The following is a 21,664-nucleotide window of genomic DNA, read 5'->3' as shown; positions in this document are numbered from 1 at the left end:
TACCCGCGCGACAGATCACTGCGAATAATTCAGTGCTTGCTGTTATAACAGTAAAAGCTGTACTATCAATCACATGCTGACATCACAGACCCGCGAATCAGCGCTGGCTCGCCTTGGGCGAGCCTTGGCGGACCCGACCCGGTGCCGCATTCTCGTGGCGTTGCTCGATGGCGTGTGCTACCCAGGCCAGCTGGCTGAACACCTCGGGCTGACCCGATCGAACGTCTCCAACCATCTGTCCTGTTTGCGGGGTTGTGGGCTCGTCGTCGCAACCTATGAGGGCCGGCAGGTTCGGTATGCGCTCTCCGACACGCACCTGGCCCGCGCGTTGGGGGAGTTGGTCCAGGTCGTTCTCGCGGTGGACACCGACGAGCCGTGCCCAGCCGAGCACGTCCCGTTCGGAGAGGCCGCCGAGGTTTCTACTGGTCGATGAATTGACTACGCACGACCCGGTGCCATTCACACCGGTGTCGCTGAATTGTGTTGATAGGACGGCATTCAAGGAGGTTTAGCAGTGATTACCCAACAACTATTGGTCAAGGCCGCCGGCGCGGTGGTTACCGGATTCGTCGGCGTGAGCGCCTACGAAGCGCTGCGCAAAGCGGTGGGTGCGGCTCCCGTTCGCCGGGCGGCGGTGACCGCGACGGAGTGGAGTTTGCGCGGAACCCGGCATGCCGAAGGGGTCGCCGAATCGGCCCGGCTGAAGGTCGCCGACGTCGTTGCCGAGGCGCGCGAACGGATCGGTGAAGAGGCCTTTGTGCCGACTTTCGTCAAGGCCGACGATGACGACAACTGCTGACACCGGCGTCCCGCTGACCGTCGCATCCGATGCTGCCGGGCGGATGCGGGTACAGGCCAAGGGGCTTCGTGTCGACGCGGTTCGCGCTGTCGCAATCGAGGAAACGGTTGGCACCGTGGCAGGGGTTCGTGCGGTGCACGTCCATCCCCGAACGGCATCGGTGGTGATCTGGTATTCGCCTGCTGACTGCGACACCGCCGCCATCCTGGAGGCCATCGCCGACGCCCAGCACATTCCCGCGGACGCGCTGCCCGCACGTGCTCCGCGTTCCACGGACCACCGCAAGCCCGGCGTGTTCCAGAAAATAGTCGACTGGAGCACGCGAACCGTGACCGGCGTGCGCCCAGCCGCCGCTGGGCGGTCGGCGCCCACGGGCGATGTCTGTTGTGGCGACGACGACTCCGATGACCCTGAGCCTGAACGGCTTTGGCAAGTCTCCAAGCTGCGACGGGCCGCGGTGTCCGGGGCGCTACTCGGCGCTTCGATGATTGCTGCGTGGGCAGGCCCGGCCGGGCCGGTCGTCGTTCTGGGACTGAAAGCCGGTGCGCTGGCCGTGGGTGCCTCGACGTTCGTTCCCTCGAGCCTCAAACGACTGACGCAGGGCCGTGTCGGTGTCGGTGCTCTGATGACCATCGCCGCGGTCGGTGCCGTCGCACTCGGCAACGTGGGCGAGGCCGCCGCGCTGGCGTTTCTGTTCTCCATCAGCGAGGGACTGGAAGAGTACGCCGTGGCGCGGACCCGCCGAGGTCTGCGCGCCCTGTTGTCGCTGGTGCCGGATCGGGCGACCGTGCTGCGCGACGGTACAGAAACTGTCGTCGACCCGAGCGAACTGCGCATTGGCGACGAGATGATCGTCAAACCCGGGGAGCGTCTGGCTACTGACGGCGTCATTAGTGCCGGTCGCACTGCCCTGGATGTCTCGGCAATCACCGGCGAATCGGTGCCGGTGGAGGCCGGGCCCGGTGACGAAGTGTTCGCCGGGTCGATCAACGGTTCCGGTGTGCTGCGGGTCGCGGTCACGGCGACCGCGGCGGACAACTCGCTGGTGCGGATCGTGCACATCGTGGAAGCTGAACAGGCCCGCAAGGGCGCCAGTCAGCGGCTGGCCGATCGCATCGCCCAGCCGCTGGTGCCGAGCATCATGATTGCTTCCGCGCTGATTGCCGCGACTGGCAGCATCTTTGGTAACCCGGCGGTCTGGATCGAACGCGCTCTGGTGGTGCTGGTCGCGGCCTCTCCATGTGCGCTAGCCATCGCCGTTCCGGTGTCTGTGGTGGCCGCCATCGGCGCCGCGTCCAAACTCGGGGTGCTCATCAAGGGCGGCGCGGCTCTGGAAGTCTTGGGCACGATTCGCGGCATCGCCTTGGACAAGACCGGGACGTTGACTGCCAACCGGCCGGTCGTCATCGACGTCGCCACCACCAACGGTGCCACCCGCGACGAGGTGTTGGCAGTCGCAGCGGCGCTGGAGGCCCATAGCGAACATCCGTTGGCGGCGGCCGTTCTTGCCGCAACGCCGACGCCGGCCATCGCCGCCAGTGACCTGCAAGCCACCCCGGGGGCCGGGCTGACCGGTCACCTCGACGGACATGTCGTCCGAGTGGGACGGCCCGGCTGGCTGGACCCCGCCGAGCTCGCCGATCGGGTAGCGGGCATGCAGCAAGCCGGGGCCACAGCGGTTCTCGTCGAACGCGACGAGCGGTTGCTTGGTGCCATCGCCGTTCGCGATGAACTGCGGGCTGAAGCCGCCGAGGTCGTCGCCACCCTCAGCGCCGACGACTACCAGGTGACGATGCTGACCGGCGACAACCATGCCACCGCTGGCGCTTTGGCCTCCCAAGCAGGAATCGAGCACGTACACGCCGAATTGCGCCCCGAGGACAAGGCTCACCTCATCGGCCGGCTAAGTGCTGCGAAGATATGCCTCTTGTGCACCGGAATGCGACCCACCGCGATGGTTGGCGACGGCGTCAACGACGCCCCGGCGTTGGCCGCCGCGGACCTGGGAATCGCCATGGGCGCCATGGGAACCGATGTCGCCATCGAGACGGCCGACGTCGCCCTGATGGGACAGGACCTGCGGCACCTGCCCCGAGTGCTGCGCCACGCCCGTCGCTCGCGTCAGATCATGATGCAAAACGTCGGATTGTCCCTGGCGATCATCGGGGTGTTGGTGCCGTTGGCGATGTTCGGGACCTTAGGTCTGGCTGCGGTGGTGCTCGTGCACGAGTTCACCGAGGTCGTCGTGATCGCCAATGGCGTGCGCGCCGGACGAATCAAACAATTGCCGGGGCCATCCGGACGGACCCGTGCAGGCTAGTTTGTTGGTGGTGGGTGGGGTTGGAAGGGTTGGTACCACCACCAGTTGGCGCGTTCGCCGGTGGGTCCGGGGCACGGTGGGACCGCCGGCGGGGGTTTCATCGGTGGGCGCGCGAGCGATCCTGGGCTCAGGGGTTGGCCGGCGCCGTCGGTGACGGTGGGATGGGCTGCGGGTCCGGTGATGGTGATGATGCCGCGGTGGTGGAGCCGGTGGTGATAGGGGCAGACCAGCACGAGGTTGGCCAGCTCGGTGGGTCCGCCGTCTTCCCAGTGCCGGATGTGGTGGGCGTGCAGACCGCGACTGGCCCCGCAGCCGGGTACCGCGCACGTCCGGTCGCGGTGTTCGAGGGCGCGGCGAAGCCGGCGGTTGATCTGGCGGGTCGCTCGCCCGGCGCCGATGACCTCACCGTCGCGTTCGAACCAGACTTCATAGGTGGCATCACACATCAGGTAGCGGCGTTCGGCCTGTGACAGCAGCGGGCCGAGGTGCAGTGCTGCGGCGCGTTGGTGCACGTCGAGGTGCATCACCACGGTGGTGTGTTGCCCGTGGGGGCGGCGGGTGGCTTCGGCGTCCCATCCTGCCTCGACCAGGCGCATAAACGCCTCGGCGACGCTCGGCACCGGGGGCGCCTGATCGGACGGGCGATCGCGGTTGTCGTGATCGCGGCGCCACTGGGCGATCAGCGCATCCAGATGAGACTGCAATGCCGCGTCGAACTTCGCCGCATCCAGGCGGGGAAGTGTGATCCGCCAACAGCTGAACTCCTCGTCGGTGACCTTGATGACCGAGCGCTGCGGTTCGGGCCGGGGTTCGGGTTCGGGTCGTGGTTCGAGCTTGAGGGCGGTGCGCAGCTGGTTGACGGTTGCGACCCCGGCCAGCTCCGCATAATGCTCATCGGATCCCTGGCTGGCCCGCGCCGCGATGACCCCGACCTGATCCAGCGACAGGCGGCCCTCCCGGATGCCCGCCGCGCAGCGCGGAAACTCCTGCAGCCGGCGCGCGACGGTGGCGATCGTGTGGGCGTTGCCTGATGACGAGCCGGTCTTCCAGGCCACCAGCGCCGGGATCGACCGCGCACCCGTGGCGCCGCACAGTTCGTCGCGTTCCAGCTCGGCGACGATCTCCACGATGCGCCCATCAATGGCGTTGCGCTGGCCGGTCAACTCCGCCAACTCCTCGAACAACACCTCAAGGCGCTCATCAGGACGCACCCCAACGGCGCTGGTGGATGCGGTCGAGGACATAACTGCATCAAAGCAGTCGGCTACGACAAGTCTGGGTAACCGTGACAGCAGACACTCACGCTAACGGAGCCAACGCCTCCGCGAGCGCGTCGAAGGCGTCACGGCGTCGATCGGTCGCCATGGCGCGATCCGGGAAGATCACTTCGTCAACACCTTCGTCGCGCCAGACCGCAACTTCCTCGGCGATGCGCGCCGGGCTTCCGTAGAGCACAGGCAGCCGGTCACGAGCGGCCCTCGCCGCGGCGCGTGCCTCGTCGTCGGGGCAGCTGGTGACGATGGTGAGCGCCTGCGTGGACCGGAGAATTGTTGCCGGATCCCGGCCCACCCGTTCGCAGGCGGCGTCAAGCCGCTCCGCCGTGGCCCGGAAACTGCCGGGGGATGACCAATGATTCCACTCGGCGGCGTGGCGGGCGGTCAGCCTCAGCATGCGCGGCCCGGTGCCGCCGATCAGCAGGGGGAGAGGTGACTGGACCGGCTTGGGGTCACAGGGTGCATCCTCGAGCCGGTAGTAGCGCCCGGTCAGCGTGGTCCGTGATGTGGTCAGCAGTCCGGTGATGACATCGAGTCCCTCGGCGAAGCGGTCTACCAGCTCGCGGGGTGTGCCCAATTCGAGCCCATAGTGGTCGTGCTCGTTGACCTGCCAGCCGGTGCCAATGCCCAACGTCAGCCGCCCGTTGCTGGCGTGGTCGACGGTGGCGGCCCAGTTGGCCAGCACCGCGGGATGGCGATAGGTCATCGACAACACCAGGGGCGCCAGCCGGACCCGTGTAGTAGCGCCGGCCAGCGCCGCGATCGCGCCGGTGGCTTCGAGCATCCCAGTCTCACCGTCTGGGCGGTCTGAGTTGGCCATGAAGTGGTCGGCGACGTAGACGCAGTGCCAGAAGCCGGCGTCTGCCTGCCGGGCCAGATCGAGCATGGCGCACCAGGGTTGGCCAGCTCCGGGCCACACGGAAAAGCGCATGGCGCGAGTCTACGAAGTCCCGGTCTGACCTCCGAGATCGCCGTCGACTGCGGGTGACTGGGCGCCGCTGCTCAGGCCGCGCACGCTGGCGCCGGGGTAATGGCCGCCGACGCTCACGGTGCGAAGGTGACGATGTTGAGATCCAGCACCAGCTGGTCGGTATGGTCGGTGGGCGTCACACCCGGCTGCGTGGCCAGCGGAGCGCCCAGCACCTCCGAGTGTTCGAACGCCGCTTTGTCCACGACCTGGCCAGTGATCGAGAAGCGATCAACCAGGTAGGGCAGGCCCTGCGCCGCCAGCGGCGACGGCCCATCCATCACATGGATATGCAAGTGCGGGACCAAGGTGTTGCCGGTATTGCCCACCAGCCCGATGACATCACCGCGCGTCACCTTTTCGCCAGCCGCGGGCCGGACGCTGCCCGGCTGCATGTGTGCGTAGTTGACGTAGAACCCATCGCCGATGTCCAAGACAACGAAGTTCCCGTCGGCCTCGGCAAGTGGAATCCCGGTCGGGAAACTGCCCGGAGTCTGCTCTGGCAGATCGTTGCGCGTGTCGACGACAGTGCCATCGGCAACCGCCAGCACCTCGTTGCCGTAGATGGCGTAGTTGGCCGGGTCCGCGGGATCGCCGGCGAACACCCTGCCTTGTTCATCGGCCTGCTCGTAGTCGATTGCATAGCGCTGAGCGATGGAGGCCTGACCGTTGATCGGCAACACCGCGCGGGTGTGCCACTGAGCGTCGCAGCAGCCGTCGACCGCAATGTAGCGCTGCCCTAACACCGGAGCCGACAAGACCTGCAGCGTCCGCTGGTCCACAGTGGCGGCGCCGATCCGCTCGGTCAGCGGGTTCTTCTTTGGAGGTATCGCCTCGCCGGTCACCTCGACCTGGTGGACGAGGCTAGCGGGCACGGCATCCTCGGTGAGGTCCAGATGGATGAACACCATGGCGGATTGGCCCGGCTCGAGATGATCGACGCCCTCGCGGCTCCCAGCCGGCTGTAACCGTTGGCGCACTGCTTCGCCGGCAAAGTCGCCGACGATACGGTCCGATCCGGCGTCGAGCACCTTGACGTTGTTGACAACGAGGTCGGCGCTGGTGAAGTTCGTGACCCACAACTCATAGACGAGGTGGGTCTTGCCGTCAGAACCGGCAAACGGAATAGGCGCGAACGGCACCGATCCGATCAACGGCGTGAGCGCGTCCACCACGGATGACGTCACATCCCCGCGACCGGCCGCGGTCGTGGACGCCGCGGGCGAATCTGTTGAAGCGCCACAACCGACGCTCAGCAACGCCAGGAAGCTCACGACCGCGATGGTGCGGGTCACCGCGAAAGTCATTCGGTCACACCGATAATCATCTTGACAATCATCTTCGTGAACATCCCTGTGAACATCGCCTTAGCTGGATCTCTTTGGGGGCTGCGACGCGTGTGTTCGTTCGAGCCGCCGCGATACTACGATACCGCCGAGGATCTGCGGCGCTTTGGTCCCGGTACCGGGAGTTTCAGCGTGTCCATCGCCTTGGCTAGCCGTGGATACAGCACCGCGGGCCCGAACCATCGAGTCAGGAAGCGGCGCAACTCGATGCCCTCGCGGGGTGGTTGTCCCGGATCGGCAACGTAGGAGGAGACAATCCGGATGCTGAATTCCGACAACTCGGCGAGTGCAGCCTCGTCGAAACCGTGTTGTTCCCAATTGATGTCAAGTCGATGCAGCATCGCGCGCCCGAACGTCAAGGCCGTTTCCGAGGTGATCGAGACAGTTCGCCCACCGCGGCGCCGTTGGGTGATCAAGAGCTGAAAGTGCCGGTCTTCGGCCAGAGTCTCGATCACGAACGCGACGCCTTCGACCATCGCGGCGACGGGATCGGTCTCTCCCTTGATGTGCTCGGCGAGCTGGTCGAGAAACCCGTCGGCCGAGCGCATCGCGGCGGCCACGAGCAGGGCTTCGGTCCCCGGAAAGTAGCGATAGACCGTTTGCCGAGTTACCCCCAGAGTCTGTGCCACATCGGCGATCCGCGTCGATGATCCACGCTGGGCGATGATGTGGTCGGCTGCGTCGAGGATCCTGTCGATCGCCTCTTCGTCGGAGTTCGGTGTGTTTCCCGACCACCCGTGGCTACGCATGGCTCGCAGTGCCGGGCTTGCCGTGTGCCATACCGGGATCATATCGACACAATCCCCGCTGAGGCGCTGCAGAAACGCCACCCAGTTCGATTCGCTGAGCAAACGTCTGGCAGCGAATGGCGTTGTCCAATCTCGCCTAGGCGGCGGTCGTAAGCTTCGTCGTGGCTCGACCCGCACGCAGGAATTGGCCAAATCGTCGGTGCCCCAGGGCGGCCGCCGGCCGGCCGTTCGTAAACACCGTTTCGCCATTGACCATGACGGTGGTCACCGTCCGGTCGTTGCGGTTGACCATGCGGGACAGGCCACCGAATGCCTCGATCGGGTGTTCGGCGTAGCGTTCCAGCGAGTCGTCGAGCCGGTCGGGGTTGATGATGGCCAGATCGGCGCGGTCTCCCTGGCACAGCGTGCCCGCGTCGATGTCATACCATGCTGCGAGTTCGCCGGTGAGCCGGTGCACGGCCCGCTCGGCGCTCATGAACCCGATGCCCTGCCGGTTCGCTTCCTGGACGTGCCGCAGCAGCCGTAATCCGCAGTTGTAGAAGGCCATGTTTCGCAGGTGTGCGCCCGCATCGGAGAACCCTATCTGGACTTGCGTGCTCCGGGCGAGTTTCTTGAGGAGCGCAGGGCGATGATTGGAGATGGTGGTACGCCACCGCAGCTGCTCGCCATGCTCGACGACCAGGTCGAGGAACGCGTCAACAGGGTGCAACCCGCCGCGGTCGATCCCCACTTGCCCGAATGACTTGCCGATCACCGATCGATCCGGGCATCCGACAATTTCCGCATCGAAGAAGTCGCGGTGCCACACGCGTGGCCCGAACTTCTTGTCGTACTCCTTGCGGAACTGACGCCGATAGTTCTCCTCGCCCATCAAGCGATTGCGTTCGATCTCGCTTTGCAGGTGCAACGCCGCAGCACCAGAACCGAACTCCTCGAACACCACGAGGGAGATGCCGTCGGCATACACCTCAAACGGTACCGGCAGGTGCTGCCAGCGGAAGTCGCCGCCAAGGGCGTTGACGATGCGGGCCAGGTGGTCCATGACCTGGACCATTCCCGGATTGGCCTTGGTATCGGCGGCCGCAAGCAGGCTGGTCTTCAGCCGCGGCCGTCCGACGCCGAGAGACGCCGCCAGTTGGGAGGCGACCGACAGTGGATTGTTGATATTGGGGCCGGATTGCAGGACCCGACCCCGGTTGCGCAGGATTGCGTTCAAGCAGCGCAACTCCTTGGCGGTGGCATACGTCGACGGCAGTGTCCGCGACCGGCAGACCTCGCCGTCGAGTTTGTCGAACAGCAGCTGCTGCGACGACATGCCGACGAAACCTTCGTCGAGGGCCTCGTGCAGCATCGACTTCATCCGTGCCAACTCGCCGGCGCGGGGGTGGACATCTCTCCTGGTGGCGCGGTCCAAACCCATTGTTGCGGCGCGCATATCGGAATGCCCGATGAACGCGGCGATGTTCGGCCCCAGGTTGTGGGTGTGCAGCGCCGCAACATACTCGGACGGATTGGACCAACACCGGGCGCGGTCTAGGGTTTCGATGACATGCCGGCGGGGAATCGCTTCGACGCGGCCAAAAATGTCGCCGGCGTCGACGTTGTCGATGTAGACGGTCGACAGAGAACACGACCCCACGAAAACGGTCGTGACGCCGTGGCGCAGCGACTCGGCCAGTTCGGGCGCGCAGAGCGACTCGACGTCATAGTGGGTGTGGATATCGATCATCCCTGGAATGACCCATTGCCCGGTCGCATCGATCAGTTCTGCGTTGGTGCGGTCCAGCGGCGCGGCACTGATCGTGGCGACACGCCCATCCCGCAAACCGATGTCGCGGATCGCCGATTGAGTACCCATCCCGTCGAACCAGCGTCCACCCGTGATTACGGTGTCATAGGGCATGATCAGCTCCTTTGCCGGCGTGCAGGTGGACCGAGGCTCGGGGCCAAGTCACCAGGATCCCACCCCTAACCAAGACATTACAATATTTCAGATTTGTATGGTCAGCATGCGTTCGGGCCGTCGGCTTCGACCACGAGGATCGCCGAAACCTATCGACATACACTTTAAGATAAACGTATTGTCAATACATCACCAGCCCTCACTGGACCAAGGAGGCGTTGATTATGACTTCTGGGACTTCTGGTGGCGCAATTTGCCCGTTCCGGCCTCAGGTAGACCTGACCGATCCGGACGTTCTGGTCGACGGCATCCCGATTCGACTGTTCGCCGAACTGCGCAAGACCGCGCCGGTGTGGTGGACCGAACGGGCGGCCGATCAGAACGACTCTGGCGGCGGGGGAGCGGAAAGCGGCGGAACGGTCTTCGGTGACGATGGGTACTGGGTGATCAGCAGACACCGCGACATCAAGGCCATTTCGCGCAACAGCGATCTGTGGTCGAACAACGCCAAGGGCGTGATCATGAGGCTGCCCGAGGGGACAACGCCCGAGCAGCTGGAGTTGATCAAGGTGCTCATCATCAACCACGACGCACCCGAGCACACTCGGCTGCGCAAGCTCATCAGCCGGCTGTTCACGCCGCGGGCCGTCGCCGAGATGGAGCACAAGTTAGGTCAAGCCGCACATCGTATCGTTGGCCGCGCCGCCGAAAAAGGAACCGGCAACTTCGTCGACGACATCGCAATGAGCCTTCCGTTGCTGGCGATTGCCGACCTGATTGGCGTTCCCGAGGATGATCGGGCTCAGCTTTACGACTGGACCAATACACTGATGAACACTGAGGATCCGGACTTCGATGGCGATCCGATGAGGGCCAACGCGGAGCTGATGGGCTATGCCCACGCCATGGCCGAGCGGCGCCGACGATGCCCCGCCGACGATATCGTCACCCGGCTTGTCCAGCCGGACGCCGACGGGGACGTCCTTGATGAAACCGAGTTCGCGTTCTTTGTGATCCTGCTGGCGGTTGCCGGCAACGAGACCACCCGAAACGCGATGACCCACGGGATGAACGCGTTCTTGGACCGCCCCGATCAGTGGGAGCTGTTCAAGCGAGAGCGGCCCGCCTCGGCGGTCGATGAAATCATTCGCTGGGCGACGCCGATTCACTGCATGCAGCGCACCGCAGCGGCCGACGTGGAAGTGGGCGGCGTGACGGTCCGCAAAGGGCAGCGGGTGGGGCTTTTCTACAGTTCCGCCAACTACGACGAGACGGTCTTCGACCGCCCGTTTGACTTCGATATCTTGCGCAACCCCAACCCGCACTTGGCCTTTGGTGGATCCGGCGCGCACTACTGCATCGGCGCAAATCTCGCGCGGCTGGAGATCAAGCTGATGTTCGATGCTATCGCCGATATCATCCCCGATATCGCAAAACTGTCCGAGCCGCGGCGGCTGCGATCGGGCTGGCTCAACGGTGTGAAGGAACTTAGCGTCTCCTACTGCGGCTAACGCCCATACCGAGCGGGGGAGACCGCGAGGTCAGGGAATCACCAGGATCTTGGCGTGATCGTGCGGATCGGTAAGCGTCGTGAAAGCCTCGTCGACCCGATCCAGCCCCACCTCACCGGTGATCAGGCTCTCCACGTCGATGGAACCGTCGGCGATTGCGCGTAGTGCGTCCGCGAATTCGTGTGGCTCGTAGGCGAATACGAAGGAAAGGTCGATCTGTTTAGCGATACCGAAGAACGGGCGAATGGTGTCGCGTTCCATGCACACGCCCGCGACGATCACCCGTGTGCCGAACGGAGCCTGACGCAACACCTCGTCGAGCATCCCTGGAGCGCCGACTGCCTCGAAGACCACCGCTTGGGACAACACATTGTCGAACGGTGACTGCTCTCGGGGATCGACGGTGACGTGTGCGCCCATCCTTTCGGCGAGCTGACGCCGGAACGTCGATCGGTTCGCGGCCACAATAGGGTCGATGCCGCGAAGTCGAAGAACAGCGATGATGGCGAGCCCGATCGGGCCGCACCCCAGGACGATTGCGGTTTCACCGGGTTTGATCGCTGACCTGTTGACGGCGTGTACGGCCACTGCGACCGGTTCGGTGAAGGCTGCATGGCGTGCCTCGACACCGTGCGGCACGGGTACCAATAGCGGCGCCGACAACAGCATTTGGTCGGCATAGCCGCCGACGATGTGATTGGTGTAAAAGATGGGTGTTACGCTGTCGGCTGAGATCAGCGCGGGAATGGACGTGACCAGCGTTCCGGGCGCGGGCGCATCGGTATCAGGACCCGCTTCGAGCACTTCCGCGCAGAACTCGTGGCCCATGAACACATCTCGGCTGAGATCGACGTCGAACTGGCCTGGCGGCAGACCCGCCATCTCCGCGCCGAGACTGACCACTTCATGGCCGTGCTGAGCGAAATGAACATCGGAGCCGCAGATTCCACAGGCTCGTACGGCGACGAGGACTTGTCCCGGACCCGGCGCGGGTTGCGGGACTTCGGTCGACAGCACCATGTTGCCGTTGCGTAGAACCGAGGCGCGCATCCAGATCGATCTCCCAGTGAGCAATGGTGGGCGGAGTTGCCGGCTCGCACGGGGCTTGAACTAGCCGAGGTAGCCGGTACCTTCCGTGCTGAGCATACATGTTCTAGATTACGTATGACCAGGCCGGGTTGTAGCGGCTTCCGGGTGAGCTAGTGACCGCTGGTGACCGCCGATCGAGATGCGATGGCGTGTGCGGCCGCGTACCCGGCGCGTACCGCGCCTTCGAAGAAGCCCGGCCACCGGGGTGACGCTTCGGTGCCGGCCCAGTGGATGCGCCCGACAGGCCGGGCAATCGCGGGCCCAAAGCTAGTGAGAGTGTTTGGCGCCAGTACCGCGTTGTAGGCACCGCCGGTCCATTTCTCACCAGGCCAATTCATTTCAATGAATTGCTCGGGTCGCCCCGCTTCGTCGCCGAAGTAGGCGACCAAGTCGGAAAGTACTCCGCGACGACGCGAGTCCTCGGACTCCTCGAGCAAGCCGACGGCGGCCGGCCCGCTGACGAAGCCGGTCAAAACCCCCGGCACCCCATCGGGGGTCGAGCTGTCCGCGACCGCCACGACGGTGCGTTCGCTCACCACGATCCCGCTAAGCCCGTGGTTGCGCCACCACGCGGTCGGGTACACCGCGGTGTACTTGATGACCGAGCCCATCGGTGCGCGTTGGGTGAGTTGGATGCGACCGGCTGGCAGCGGCGGGCTGTAGTCAATCGCGCCGGCCAAATGCACGGGAATCGCCACGATCACAAAGCGCGCACGGTAGGTGCTATCACCCGTCGTGACCGTGACGCCATCGGTGTCCTGAGCAATTCGGAAAACCGGCTGGCCCAGAAGGACCCGGCCCCCGAGCTCGTCGGCCAGCAGTTCGGGAATCTGACCGGCCCCACCGTGCAACAGCCATAATTCCGGTTCTTCCTCGTCGGGTCCGGCGGCATAGCCGGCAACCGTGGCCAGCATCGATGCGGCGCCAGGATCGCCGCCGAATTCAGCCAGCACCCAGCACTCGGCAAAGAAACGGGCAAACGGGGATGTGGTGACGCCGGCGAGCCAGCTGGCGACCGTTTGGGCGTCGAGAGCCTGCGCATCCGGAGTGAGCCAGGGACGCTCGACGTCGACCGTGGCGGCCAGGGCGAGGAACTGCTGCCAAACCCTGATCGCTTCTTCGACCTCGGCTGACGAAACGCCGGCTACGGGGCCGACCGGGGGAAACTCATCGGCGATCAGCGACAGCGCACCGTTGTAACACAGGACGGTATCCCCAGCCGTGTAGGAATCGAAGCGCGTGACACCGAGTGACTCGGCGAGGTCGCGAATACCGTTGTGGGTGGGGCCGATCCATTGACCCCCAAGATCGATCCAACCGCCGCTAGTCACCGACTTGCGAACCATGCGCCCGCCGACGCGATCCCGCGCCTCCACCACCAACGTGTCTTTGCCCTGCCGGACGAGCTCACGTGCCGCGCAGAGCCCGGACAGGCCCGCGCCGACCACGATGACCTCGGCCGTACGTGCGCTTTCCACCACGACAACCTCCAGGCTCGATTCACCGACTAGGTCCAGCGTGCAACCGAAGTTGCACGCACGCCAGTCTCGACCAACCCGCGACGGCTCGAAGCGGGGAATCAGAACGCGCGCAGATGCTTGCGTTCTCGCAAAGGTGGACGGCCAAACCAACGTCGACATGCGCGGGTGAGGACACTCTGCTCGCTGTAGCCGAGTGCTCCGGCTAACTGGTTCATCGGCATGTTGGTGTCGCGGAGCAGTTCACGAGCCCGTTCTTGGCGGATGCCATCGACCATCTCGTCGAACGTCGTTGATCTATCCATCAAGTGGCGCTGCAGTGTTCGTGGGTGCATGGATAGCTGGCGGGCAACCAACGTCAACTGCAGACCTCGGGTAGGCAGAAGATGCCGAATGAGCGCCCGCACCAGCGCCACGGTGTCGGGCGCACCCGGAGGGGTAATGGAATCGAGATATGCCCGCACTACTTCGTGGACTCCGGTGGCCGAAGATACCGGTCGGCCGAGGTCCACGGTTCGTATCGTGAAGCCGGAGAACGGCTCAGCGAATCTGGGGGCACCCCCGAAATAGTGCACGTAGTCGGCCCGGGCCGCCAGCGGCTCATGCGGGAGATGCACCACCACCGGCGCGAAATCGATGCCGATGAGCAGCCGGAAGATTCTCAGCGTGACGCCCAGCGACAGCTCCGTGGTTTGACGGTGGTCAGGGAGGTCGCCGAGCACGATGCGGAACTCCGCACGCGCATATTTCGGGTCGGGCGTCGGCTCGATTCTCGTCGCGATGGCTGGGCTGTACACGGCCAAGTAGTGGCTGATCGCGGAGAAGGCCTCGGCCACAGAGCGTGCCGTGCGCGCGGCCGCTCCGACAGGGCCGAGAATCTCGATTCCCTGACACTTCGCGAGTTGGCGTCCGAAGTCTCGCGCCCCGGTGGCGCGCGCGGCCGACTCCACGGCGGCGATCACGTTCCGGTAGCCGACGTAGGCCTCGGGATCGCCGACACCCTCACGAGGAATGCCCGCGGCGTGCAACAGTGAATCCGGGTCAGCACCAAGCTCGGTTACCAACTCCGGATAGCCCGTCAAGGCCGTTCCTCGAATCAGGGACATGTCGTCAAGAATCAAAAACTTGTCGCACAAAGTCAAGAATCCTACCGCTGCGATCGCCATGCTTGAACTTGTCGGACACAACACCGAAAGGCCCCGCGATGACCCTTACCGCCGCTCCCGCACCTGTTTCGACGAGCAGTGGCGCACCACTACCCGTGGTCGCTCTGCCACAGGGGGAACTTCTGACCGTGAACGAAGCCGACATCCCACTCGTGAAAGACACATTGGGTCCCGGTATTCACGTTCAGCCCCTGCGGCTCGACCTGGAGGCCGGCTGCTGGGTGGTGCTGGCGAAGTTCGAGCCGGGCACGCAGGTGCCGTTGCACTATCACACTGGCATCGCTGAGGTGTACACCCTCTCGGGTAGCTGGCACTACCTGGAGTACCCGGATCAGCCGCAGGTCGCCGGTTCCTATCTGTATGAGCCCGGCGGCTCGGCGCACACCTTCGTCTGCCCGGAGACCAACACCGAAGACACCGTCATATTTGTGCGCGTCGAGGGGGCCAACATCAACTTCACCGAGGACGGCCGGTTTCACTCAGTCCTCGACGCGACGATGATCCGCCACCTGGCCGGGGCACTCGCCGAGCAGCAAGATCTCGGACCGCTCAACTACATCGGCGGCGGCGCAGCCGGATTTACCGTCAACCAGTGACGTTGGCCGGCGCGGCAACCATCGACAGTGACCATTGCCGGTAAGGCCGAACACCCCAACTGGACGACAATACGGAAGCGAATCACGCCATGACAACGCCTGACATATCCGCCGATGTGGTCGTCGTTGGCGCCGGTTTCGCTGGGCTATCGGCCGCACGCGAACTTACCCAGCGCGGTCACGACACCATCGTGCTCGAGGGCCGGAACCGAGTCGGTGGACGTACCTGGACCGCAACGATTGCCGGGGTACCGGTGGACCTCGGCGCGACGTTCGTCGGCCCGACCCAAGACGCAGTCCTCAAACTCGTGGCCGAACTCGGCATCAAGACCATGCCGATGCACGCCGAGGGCACGAGCCTGATCCGCTGGCGCGGTCGCGTGCGCAAGTATCACGGTACGTTCCCGCAGCTGTCCCCAGTCGAGTTGATCGACTTGGGTCGAGTCCGATGGCAGTTGAATCGACTGCAGCGCCGAGTTCGGCTGCGCGACCCCTGGACGAGCCCGAACGCTGCCACCCTCGACACCATGACGCTGCAGGACTGGCTATGGTCGATCCGGGCAACCGAGTCCACCCACGACTTGATGGCGATGATGAGCCTGGTGACGTGGGGCTGTGAGCCAGCTGCAGTGTCGATGCTGCACGCCGCGCGCTACATCAAGGCCGCCGGCGGACTGGATCGCTTGCTCAATGTCAAAGGTGGTGCACAACAGGACCGAACTCTAGAGGGCACCCAACAGATCGCTCTGCAAATGGCCGAGGAGCTCGGTGACCGAGTCATCGTCAACGCACCGGTACGCGCCGTGAATTGGGACGACAGCGGCGTTACGGTGACCGCCGATCACATGACCGTGCGCGCGCGGTTGGTCATCATGGCAATCGCCCCGGCTCACCGAGCCGCAATCGACTTTCAGCCCGCCCTGCCCAGCGGGTGTTCCGAGCTCATGCAGCGCTGGCCGCAAGGGAGCCTGGGCAAATTCTTCGTCGCCTATGAAACCCCGTTTTGGCGCCGCGACGGGTTATCGGGCGCGTCGCTAGCCGATGAAGGGCCTGTCTTCAGCACGTTCGACTACGGCCCGAACGTTGGCGGCCCGGGAATCATGCTGGGCTTCACCAAGTCCCGCAGCTTCGACCCGTTATCACCACAGCAACGCCAGGAACAGGTGCTGGCTAGTCTCGGCTGCGTCTTCGGCCCCGAGGCGTGGCACCCCATCGACTACATCGACCAAACATGGGCGACCGAGTCGTTCGCTCCCGGCGGGCCTACCGCCGCCGTACCACCGGGATCATGGACCCGTTACGGTCCATGGTTGCGCAAGCCCATCGGCCCCATCCATTGGGCCGGAACCGAAACCGCCGACGAATGGACCGGTTTCCTCGACGGCGCGGTACGCTCCGGCCGGCGCGCCGCAGCAGAGATCGCCGCCAAGCTGTCCGGCTAGGACACCCGCCAGTCACACAACGTGCGGGCCGCAGGATAGGCGCGTCTCACTGGGCGCCCGCCGGTGTGATTGCATCATGACGATGCACGCGGGCGAATCGGAGATTCTGGACTTCCATAGCGTCACCCTGTCTACTCCAGACGTCGCGGCGGCCGCCCGCGCCTATCAACGACTCTTCGGCAGCTCGGCCGATCACGAGTCCACCGCCGGCGCAATCACTATCGTCGAGGGCTCGGCTGCGGCTGCGGTCGCGCTCACCTTCTGCGTCGAGGGCGTTGCCGCGACAACGAAGCTGCTAGGTCGTCGCGGAATCGACCTGACCGCGCAGGGCGACCAAGCAACCGCGACCCTCCACGGCATCGGACTGGGCATTGCGCCACCAAAACCTCGTACCACTCCGTCCGGCGATCTGACCGGTATCGACCATGTCGTATACGTATCGGCCAACCTCGACCGCGCGGTCGCCACCCTCGGTGCCCGACTGGGCCTGGATCTACGCCTGGACCGCACCCAAATCAAGGGAATGCGGCAGCTGTTTTTTCGGTGCGGCGACGGATTTCTTGAGCTGCTGATTGCGGGCGAGGACCCCGGCGCGGATGACGCGCTGTGGGGAATCGCGTGGCGCAGCAGCGATCTTGAGCGTACCCACGCGCGGCTGACGGAAGCTGGCATGGAGGTGTCAGAGATCCGGGCCGGTCGCAAGCCGGGCACTCGGGTTTTCACCGTGAAGGACACCAGCGTGATTGTGCCGACACTGATCATCGAATCCACGCCTAAGCCTTAGCGGCCCTGATAGCGCCGCCGGCGCTACCCTAATTCTATGACAGCGGGCGTGGCTGCACCCATAGCACCGGGGCCGTAGTGGTCAACGAGTCGGCGCGAGAGTACTGGGCGGGCTGCGGTGCCGGATGGGTCGACAACGCGCACGTGTTCGATCATGTCCTGGCATCGTTCACCGACGCGCTGGTGCACGCGGCCGATATCGGGCCTGGCGATCGGGTGCTCGACATCGGTTGTGGTGCAGGAACACTACTGCAGCTAGCTGTGAAACGTGGAGCGATTCCGGTGGGCGTGGATATCTCCGAGGCGATGGTGCAGGCAGCTCGCCGCCGGGTACCGCAAGCCACGGTGCTCCACGCCGACGCCCAGACCGCCGACCTGAACGGCGCGGCGGCGGGTTGCCCCTTTGACCGGGTTGTGTCGCGATTCGGTGTCATGTTCTTCGATGACCCGGCGGCGGCGTTCGCCAACATGCGGCACGCGGCCGCGCCCGGCGCCACGTTGACATTCGTGTGCTGGCGCGACGCAGAGAATCCGATCTTCACGCTCGGCACCAGCATTCTCACCGATCAACTCGACCCGGTGCCCACTGAAACGGATCCCCACACACCTGGGCCGCGCGCCTTCGGTGACCGCGATCGAGTACAGACGATCCTGACCGATGCTGGCTGGGGCGAGGTCACCATGGACCCCCTAGACGGCATCTGCGACCACGGAGTCGATGGCAGCGACGGCGTCCAGGCCCGCCTGGCCATGATCTTGGCGACCACAACCGGACAGCAGGCCCGAGCGGAACTCGAACCCCGGCTGGGTTCGCGGGGTTGGGCAGCGCTCATCGACGAGGTGCGCGTCGAACTGCGCCGCAACCTCGTCGACGGTGTGCTCAAGTTCGTCGGCCGTACCTGGCTTGTCACCGCAACCAACCCCAGCGGCCTAGCAGCGGACTAACGCAATGCCGCTTCGGGTAGGGCCTCAGGCCGTGCGACGCTCGACATGAAGCTTGCTGGCGGCCGGCAGCATCTTGTTCATCGACGCGACAGCCCGGTGCTGAACCACGGCCAGCTTGGCCGAGCCCAGAACGTAGCGGCGTAGCGGTTCATGGTGGGCAAAGTACAGCCGGCAGCGGCGGAGCCAAAGGGGAAGCTGCCGGCTGTAATTGATCATGTTCTGGGCGCTGGTGACCAGGCAGGTGGGCAGGTCCTGCTTGAGTTCCGGGTGCGGAACGGCCGTGAGGATCCGGTTGCGCCGGTCGTCGGTGACGTCGAGCAACTCGAGGCGGGCGATGAGCGCGGCGCTGAGCGTTTGTTGGCACATGAACACCGACTGCAGCGTGATGTGGCCCGGCGAAAACAGCGGCTGGCGCTCAATTCGGGCCAGCCCGTTGGCCGAGCAATCGATGAAAAGGCTGTCCTCGGCCACGGCGACGGTGCCTCGGTCAAGGTGGATCGCCTCGTTGCTGATGCGCTGCACCCGGCCCATTCGAACGACATCCTCGATGCGGCGCAGGCCGCCCAGCTCGGTGCGGTCGATCGTGGCACAGCGCCACTTCGTCGGCAGGCTCGTGGTATCGACTCGGCAGACGATTCCCTGCCGCTCGAGGTGCAGGAAGACATCGTCAACAGTGCTGGCGCCGGCGACGCTTTGCACCAGCGCCACGATCGTTGCCATGGCAAGACCGGGCTGCACGGTGGCGCGGTCCCATAGCCAGGCGTCGTTGGGAACGATCCATTGAATTCGATGGGGTGCAACACCCTGGTCCAGCAGGAACAGGATCGAGTCGATTCCGGTCTTGCCGGCGCCGATGACGACATAACGTTGCGCTGGCTGCCGGACCTGGGCTAGCCCGTTGGGTGCAATCACGGTGACGTCGGAGTCGACGCGGTAGCCCGGTGGGCACACCGACGGCACTCTCACCTGCATGTAGGTGCCATCGACTACCCTGCGATGCGCAGTGACCTGGGTGATCCGATCGCGGTCGACGGTGGAGACGATCCGCCCGTCCTGGCCGTACTCGCTCATCGGCAGAAAGACCACCCGACCGGTGGCCAAGAAGCGATCCATCGCGTTCTTGTAGTAGGCAACAATCTCGGGACCGGAGGTCAGGTCTGCGCCGCCCTGCCCAAGGTGGGTCGAGTTGATGCCGTAGAACGCTGCGGGCTGGTGCAGCCGAACGAACGGGTAGGCGTCGTTCCAGTGTCCGCCGGCGTTGGCGTGCCGGTCTACCATGACGATCCGCGCGGCGCGGTCCTCGGCGAGAATGACGTCGGCGAACGCCATGCCCATCGCGCCGGCGCCCAGGATCAGGTAGTCGGCGTCGCGGTGCTCGGTCGCTGTCGGGCTCATTGAAGTCTCCTAACTGGCCCTAACTGACGCTGCCGCGATCGGCGGCTGTCGTGGCAGGCGGTGTCTGGTCCGGCGTCGGCGGCGAGATCTCGTCGGGCAGGTCGCCAGCGGGGAGGCGTTGCCAGGTATGACGGCGCAGTGTGCGCATGGCGCGATACTTGGCGGCGCCGTGGCCGTTCATCGCGTGCCAGAGGATCCGCAGGGAGACGGTCTGGTTGGGGATCCAGAACCGGTCGTCGATGGGGTCCACGGGTTCGGGGCGGTTGAGGGTGACGGGCGCGGCGACGTGGCCTTCGCCGTCTTCGTAGGCGAGGCGGGCGAGCATGGTCCCGTCGCGCTCGCAGATCTGGGTTTCGCCGACCATGACGGTGTTCCAGGGGATCCCGGGCCCGAGGGGGGTCTCGAAAGCGATGTCGCCGACGTGCGAGGCGATCGCGACGGGTGCGCCGATGAGCCGGGCCACCTGGCGGGGTAATTCTCGGGCGAATTGGCGCTGCAGACCATGCTCACGCCGGATCCACGGCTTCAGCGGCCACCAGTTCAGCGGGTAAGACGGCCAGCACATGCCCCCGAGCAGGAGCTGGATGCGCCCCGCGAGGCGGCGGGCGGTGCGGTAGCGAGCCCATTCCCAACCAGATGCCAGACCCACCGGGGCATCCAGCGCGCGACAGTAGGTGACTCCATCGTCGTCGCCGCCTCGGTAGTAATTCTGTTCCCACATGGTGGGGATGTCCTTGTCGTGCAAGTGGACCCGACCATCGGGCTCGGCCAAGACATAGGTTCCGTAAACGTCGCCGCCGCGGCGCGCCAGGAAGCCCCCGCCGATCACGCAGCCCAGCTCACGTGCCAGCCGGGTGTAAAGCTCAAACGGCGCACCATCGACGGAACGGGCCACGTGGCGCAATGTTCGGGAGTACACGTTGGGGGAGGTGCTGGCTTCGGGAACGATGATCACCTCCGCATGGTGTTCGCGGTGGGCGTCTCGGATGAGGTCTTCGACCCGGCGCAGGTTGGCCTCGACCGCGCCGAGCTGCAAGGCGGGCTGGACCGCGGAGATGGTGACGGTGGCGGTCATGACTCGGCGTCCTCTGTGTCGGTGGGCCTAGACCTTGTCGTGCGGGCGTTGAACACGCCGGCCTGGGATAACACTTTCCCACGTCACAGACTTTTTGTAAAGTAGTTCAATCATGAACGTAGTTCAATATACCAGGACGGACCGGCGGAAGATCCGCAACCGTGCGGCCATCCTCGACGCCGCCGAGCATGCGTTCACGCTCCATGGCTACCGGGGCGCTCGCATCGAAGACATCGCCGAGGCTGCCGACGTGTCCGTCGGGTCGCTCTACACCCACTTCGGCAACAAGGACGGGCTATACCTGGGGGTCGTCGAGCGGGCGACGGAGCTGTTCGCCACCTACCTCGACCGGGCCTACCAACCGGAATGGTCACCTCTCGAACAAGTCGGGGCAGCTGGCGACGCATACCTCAGGTTCCACATCGAGCACCCCGGCGCCTTCCGGTTCCTGGCCTTCGACGGCGTCGAGAGCCGTTTGCCCGCAGTGGATCCGGCCGCCCGTGACCGCGTCGGCGATCGCATTGCCGCTACGCTGGACGCGTTCCAAGCCAAGATCCAAGAGGCCATCGACGCCGGCGAGATAGACGATCGTGTCGACGCCAAGCTGGCCTCTCGGTTCTTGTGGGGAGCCTGGAACGGCACGGTCGCCCTAGGGCTGCGCACCGACCGCCTCGCGCTCAGTGAAGACGAGATCAGCGCATGCCTCGAGCGTGCCCGCCGGCTCGTCCTCGAAGGCCTCTCCACGCCCGGTCGGCGCGCTGCCGATGGGCACACGACCGCTCGGTTGGTGCGGATCACGTCGCCGTCGGAAACGCCGAACCACTGA

At 65.1% G+C, this 21,664-nt stretch carries 19 protein-coding genes; 9 read left to right on the top strand and 10 right to left on the bottom strand.

The window, feature by feature from the left end; translation table 11 throughout:
* The first annotated feature begins 73 nt into the window (after positions 1-73).
* The 3 genes from cmtR (at position 74) to F6B93_RS12560 (ending at position 3,119) form a co-directional block, all read left to right on the top strand.
* Positions 74-433 carry a Cd(II)/Pb(II)-sensing metalloregulatory transcriptional regulator CmtR gene (gene cmtR, locus F6B93_RS12570; protein ID WP_211695401.1) on the top strand — a complete coding sequence of 120 codons (360 nt, stop codon included), beginning with the start codon at positions 74-76 and terminating at the stop codon, positions 431-433.
* Between the two features lie 81 nt (positions 434-514).
* Positions 515-799 (top strand): DUF1490 family protein, encoded by a 285-nt coding sequence (locus F6B93_RS12565; RefSeq protein WP_211695400.1) that lies wholly within the window; start codon positions 515-517, stop codon positions 797-799.
* A complete protein-coding gene (locus F6B93_RS12560; protein ID WP_211695399.1) occupies positions 783-3,119 on the top strand; it encodes a heavy metal translocating P-type ATPase in 2,337 nt (778 codons plus the stop codon). The genes F6B93_RS12565 and F6B93_RS12560 overlap by 17 nt, the downstream gene beginning before the upstream one ends.
* On the opposite strand, the gene F6B93_RS12555 is transcribed toward F6B93_RS12560, so the two are convergent.
* The 5 genes from F6B93_RS12555 to F6B93_RS12535 all read right to left on the bottom strand — a co-directional run bounded on the left by F6B93_RS12555 (position 3,116) and on the right by F6B93_RS12535 (position 9,358).
* Entirely contained in the window at positions 3,116-4,363 is a 1,248-nt protein-coding gene (locus F6B93_RS12555) for an HNH endonuclease signature motif containing protein (RefSeq protein WP_211695398.1), read from the bottom strand. The two genes, F6B93_RS12560 and F6B93_RS12555, sit on opposite strands and share 4 nt — an antisense overlap.
* A gap of 55 nt (positions 4,364-4,418) precedes the next feature.
* Positions 4,419-5,324 carry an LLM class flavin-dependent oxidoreductase gene (locus F6B93_RS12550; protein WP_211695397.1) on the bottom strand — a complete coding sequence of 302 codons (906 nt, stop codon included), beginning with the start codon at positions 5,322-5,324 and terminating at the stop codon, positions 4,419-4,421.
* Positions 5,325-5,437: 113 nt separating this feature from the next.
* Positions 5,438-6,667 carry a M23 family metallopeptidase gene (locus F6B93_RS12545; protein ID WP_211695396.1) on the bottom strand — a complete coding sequence of 410 codons (1,230 nt, stop codon included), beginning with the start codon at positions 6,665-6,667 and terminating at the stop codon, positions 5,438-5,440.
* A 116-nt stretch (positions 6,668-6,783) separates the two neighbouring features.
* Positions 6,784-7,455, bottom strand: a complete 672-nt coding sequence (locus F6B93_RS12540) for a TetR/AcrR family transcriptional regulator (protein ID WP_211695395.1) — start codon at positions 7,453-7,455, stop codon at positions 6,784-6,786.
* A 136-nt stretch (positions 7,456-7,591) separates the two neighbouring features.
* Positions 7,592-9,358, bottom strand: a complete 1,767-nt coding sequence (locus tag F6B93_RS12535) for an N-acyl-D-amino-acid deacylase family protein (protein ID WP_211695394.1) — start codon at positions 9,356-9,358, stop codon at positions 7,592-7,594.
* A 224-nt stretch (positions 9,359-9,582) separates the two neighbouring features.
* Here F6B93_RS12535 and F6B93_RS12530 point away from each other — a divergent pair, with 224 nt between their 5' ends.
* Positions 9,583-10,869 carry a cytochrome P450 gene (locus F6B93_RS12530; protein ID WP_211695393.1) on the top strand — a complete coding sequence of 429 codons (1,287 nt, stop codon included), beginning with the start codon at positions 9,583-9,585 and terminating at the stop codon, positions 10,867-10,869.
* A gap of 30 nt (positions 10,870-10,899) precedes the next feature.
* Here F6B93_RS12530 and F6B93_RS12525 read toward each other — a convergent pair whose 3' ends face one another.
* The 3 genes from F6B93_RS12525 to F6B93_RS12515 form a co-directional block, all read right to left on the bottom strand.
* On the bottom strand, positions 10,900-11,919 hold the full coding sequence (locus tag F6B93_RS12525) for a zinc-binding dehydrogenase (RefSeq protein ID WP_211695392.1): 1,020 nt from the start codon (positions 11,917-11,919) through the stop codon (positions 10,900-10,902).
* Between the two features lie 149 nt (positions 11,920-12,068).
* Positions 12,069-13,436 carry a flavin monoamine oxidase family protein gene (locus F6B93_RS12520; RefSeq protein ID WP_211695391.1) on the bottom strand — a complete coding sequence of 456 codons (1,368 nt, stop codon included), beginning with the start codon at positions 13,434-13,436 and terminating at the stop codon, positions 12,069-12,071.
* A gap of 101 nt (positions 13,437-13,537) precedes the next feature.
* The gene (locus tag F6B93_RS12515; protein WP_211695390.1) at positions 13,538-14,542 is read right to left on the bottom strand and encodes an AraC family transcriptional regulator; all 1,005 of its coding nucleotides are present in this window, start codon (positions 14,540-14,542) and stop codon (positions 13,538-13,540) included.
* A 98-nt stretch (positions 14,543-14,640) separates the two neighbouring features.
* Between F6B93_RS12515 and F6B93_RS12510 the strand changes: the two genes are divergently transcribed.
* The 4 genes from F6B93_RS12510 (at position 14,641) to F6B93_RS12495 (ending at position 18,368) form a co-directional block, all read left to right on the top strand.
* On the top strand, positions 14,641-15,198 hold the full coding sequence (locus tag F6B93_RS12510; protein ID WP_211695389.1) for a 2,4'-dihydroxyacetophenone dioxygenase family protein: 558 nt from the start codon (positions 14,641-14,643) through the stop codon (positions 15,196-15,198).
* An 89-nt stretch (positions 15,199-15,287) separates the two neighbouring features.
* A complete protein-coding gene (locus F6B93_RS12505; protein ID WP_211695388.1) occupies positions 15,288-16,640 on the top strand; it encodes a flavin monoamine oxidase family protein in 1,353 nt (450 codons plus the stop codon).
* A 76-nt stretch (positions 16,641-16,716) separates the two neighbouring features.
* Positions 16,717-17,424: a VOC family protein gene (locus tag F6B93_RS12500; RefSeq protein WP_211695387.1), complete on the top strand. Its 708-nt coding sequence runs from the start codon at positions 16,717-16,719 to the stop codon at positions 17,422-17,424.
* Positions 17,425-17,501: 77 nt separating this feature from the next.
* Positions 17,502-18,368 (top strand): class I SAM-dependent methyltransferase, encoded by an 867-nt coding sequence (locus F6B93_RS12495; protein WP_211695386.1) that lies wholly within the window; start codon positions 17,502-17,504, stop codon positions 18,366-18,368.
* 24 nt (positions 18,369-18,392) lie between these two features.
* On the opposite strand, the gene F6B93_RS12490 is transcribed toward F6B93_RS12495, so the two are convergent.
* Both F6B93_RS12490 and F6B93_RS12485 read right to left on the bottom strand, forming a co-directional pair.
* Positions 18,393-19,763 (bottom strand): NAD(P)/FAD-dependent oxidoreductase, encoded by a 1,371-nt coding sequence (locus F6B93_RS12490; RefSeq protein WP_211695385.1) that lies wholly within the window; start codon positions 19,761-19,763, stop codon positions 18,393-18,395.
* A gap of 19 nt (positions 19,764-19,782) precedes the next feature.
* On the bottom strand, positions 19,783-20,838 hold the full coding sequence (locus tag F6B93_RS12485) for a carbon-nitrogen hydrolase family protein (protein ID WP_211695384.1): 1,056 nt from the start codon (positions 20,836-20,838) through the stop codon (positions 19,783-19,785).
* 112 nt (positions 20,839-20,950) lie between these two features.
* Between F6B93_RS12485 and F6B93_RS12480 the strand changes: the two genes are divergently transcribed.
* Complete coding sequence (locus tag F6B93_RS12480) at positions 20,951-21,664, top strand: TetR/AcrR family transcriptional regulator (protein ID WP_211695383.1); 714 nt, start codon at positions 20,951-20,953, stop codon at positions 21,662-21,664.

Source organism: Mycobacterium spongiae, from assembly GCF_018278905.1.
GTDB classification, from domain to species: domain Bacteria; phylum Actinomycetota; class Actinomycetes; order Mycobacteriales; family Mycobacteriaceae; genus Mycobacterium; species Mycobacterium spongiae.
The sequence above is the reverse complement of the archived record's forward strand: the minus strand, read 5'-3'. Positions and strand labels throughout refer to the sequence as shown.

Coding starts and splice junctions, on each gene's coding strand:
- F6B93_RS12530 (WP_211695393.1), top strand. CDS start 9,583: ATGACTTCTGGGACTTCTGGTGGCGCAATTTGCCCGTTCCGGCCTCAG.
- F6B93_RS12525 (WP_211695392.1), bottom strand. CDS start 11,919: ATGCGCGCCTCGGTTCTACGCAACGGCAACATGGTGCTGTCGACCGAA.
- F6B93_RS12560 (WP_211695399.1), top strand. CDS start 783: ATGACGACAACTGCTGACACCGGCGTCCCGCTGACCGTCGCATCCGAT.
- F6B93_RS12485 (WP_211695384.1), bottom strand. CDS start 20,838: ATGACCGCCACCGTCACCATCTCCGCGGTCCAGCCCGCCTTGCAGCTC.
- F6B93_RS12555 (WP_211695398.1), bottom strand. CDS start 4,363: ATGTCCTCGACCGCATCCACCAGCGCCGTTGGGGTGCGTCCTGATGAG.
- cmtR (WP_211695401.1), top strand. CDS start 74: ATGCTGACATCACAGACCCGCGAATCAGCGCTGGCTCGCCTTGGGCGA.
- F6B93_RS12545 (WP_211695396.1), bottom strand. CDS start 6,667: ATGACTTTCGCGGTGACCCGCACCATCGCGGTCGTGAGCTTCCTGGCG.
- F6B93_RS12490 (WP_211695385.1), bottom strand. CDS start 19,763: ATGAGCCCGACAGCGACCGAGCACCGCGACGCCGACTACCTGATCCTG.
- F6B93_RS12550 (WP_211695397.1), bottom strand. CDS start 5,324: ATGCGCTTTTCCGTGTGGCCCGGAGCTGGCCAACCCTGGTGCGCCATG.
- F6B93_RS12540 (WP_211695395.1), bottom strand. CDS start 7,455: ATGCGTAGCCACGGGTGGTCGGGAAACACACCGAACTCCGACGAAGAG.
- F6B93_RS12505 (WP_211695388.1), top strand. CDS start 15,288: ATGACAACGCCTGACATATCCGCCGATGTGGTCGTCGTTGGCGCCGGT.
- F6B93_RS12500 (WP_211695387.1), top strand. CDS start 16,717: ATGACGATGCACGCGGGCGAATCGGAGATTCTGGACTTCCATAGCGTC.
- F6B93_RS12515 (WP_211695390.1), bottom strand. CDS start 14,542: ATGTCCCTGATTCGAGGAACGGCCTTGACGGGCTATCCGGAGTTGGTA.
- F6B93_RS12510 (WP_211695389.1), top strand. CDS start 14,641: ATGACCCTTACCGCCGCTCCCGCACCTGTTTCGACGAGCAGTGGCGCA.
- F6B93_RS12535 (WP_211695394.1), bottom strand. CDS start 9,358: ATGCCCTATGACACCGTAATCACGGGTGGACGCTGGTTCGACGGGATG.
- F6B93_RS12480 (WP_211695383.1), top strand. CDS start 20,951: ATGAACGTAGTTCAATATACCAGGACGGACCGGCGGAAGATCCGCAAC.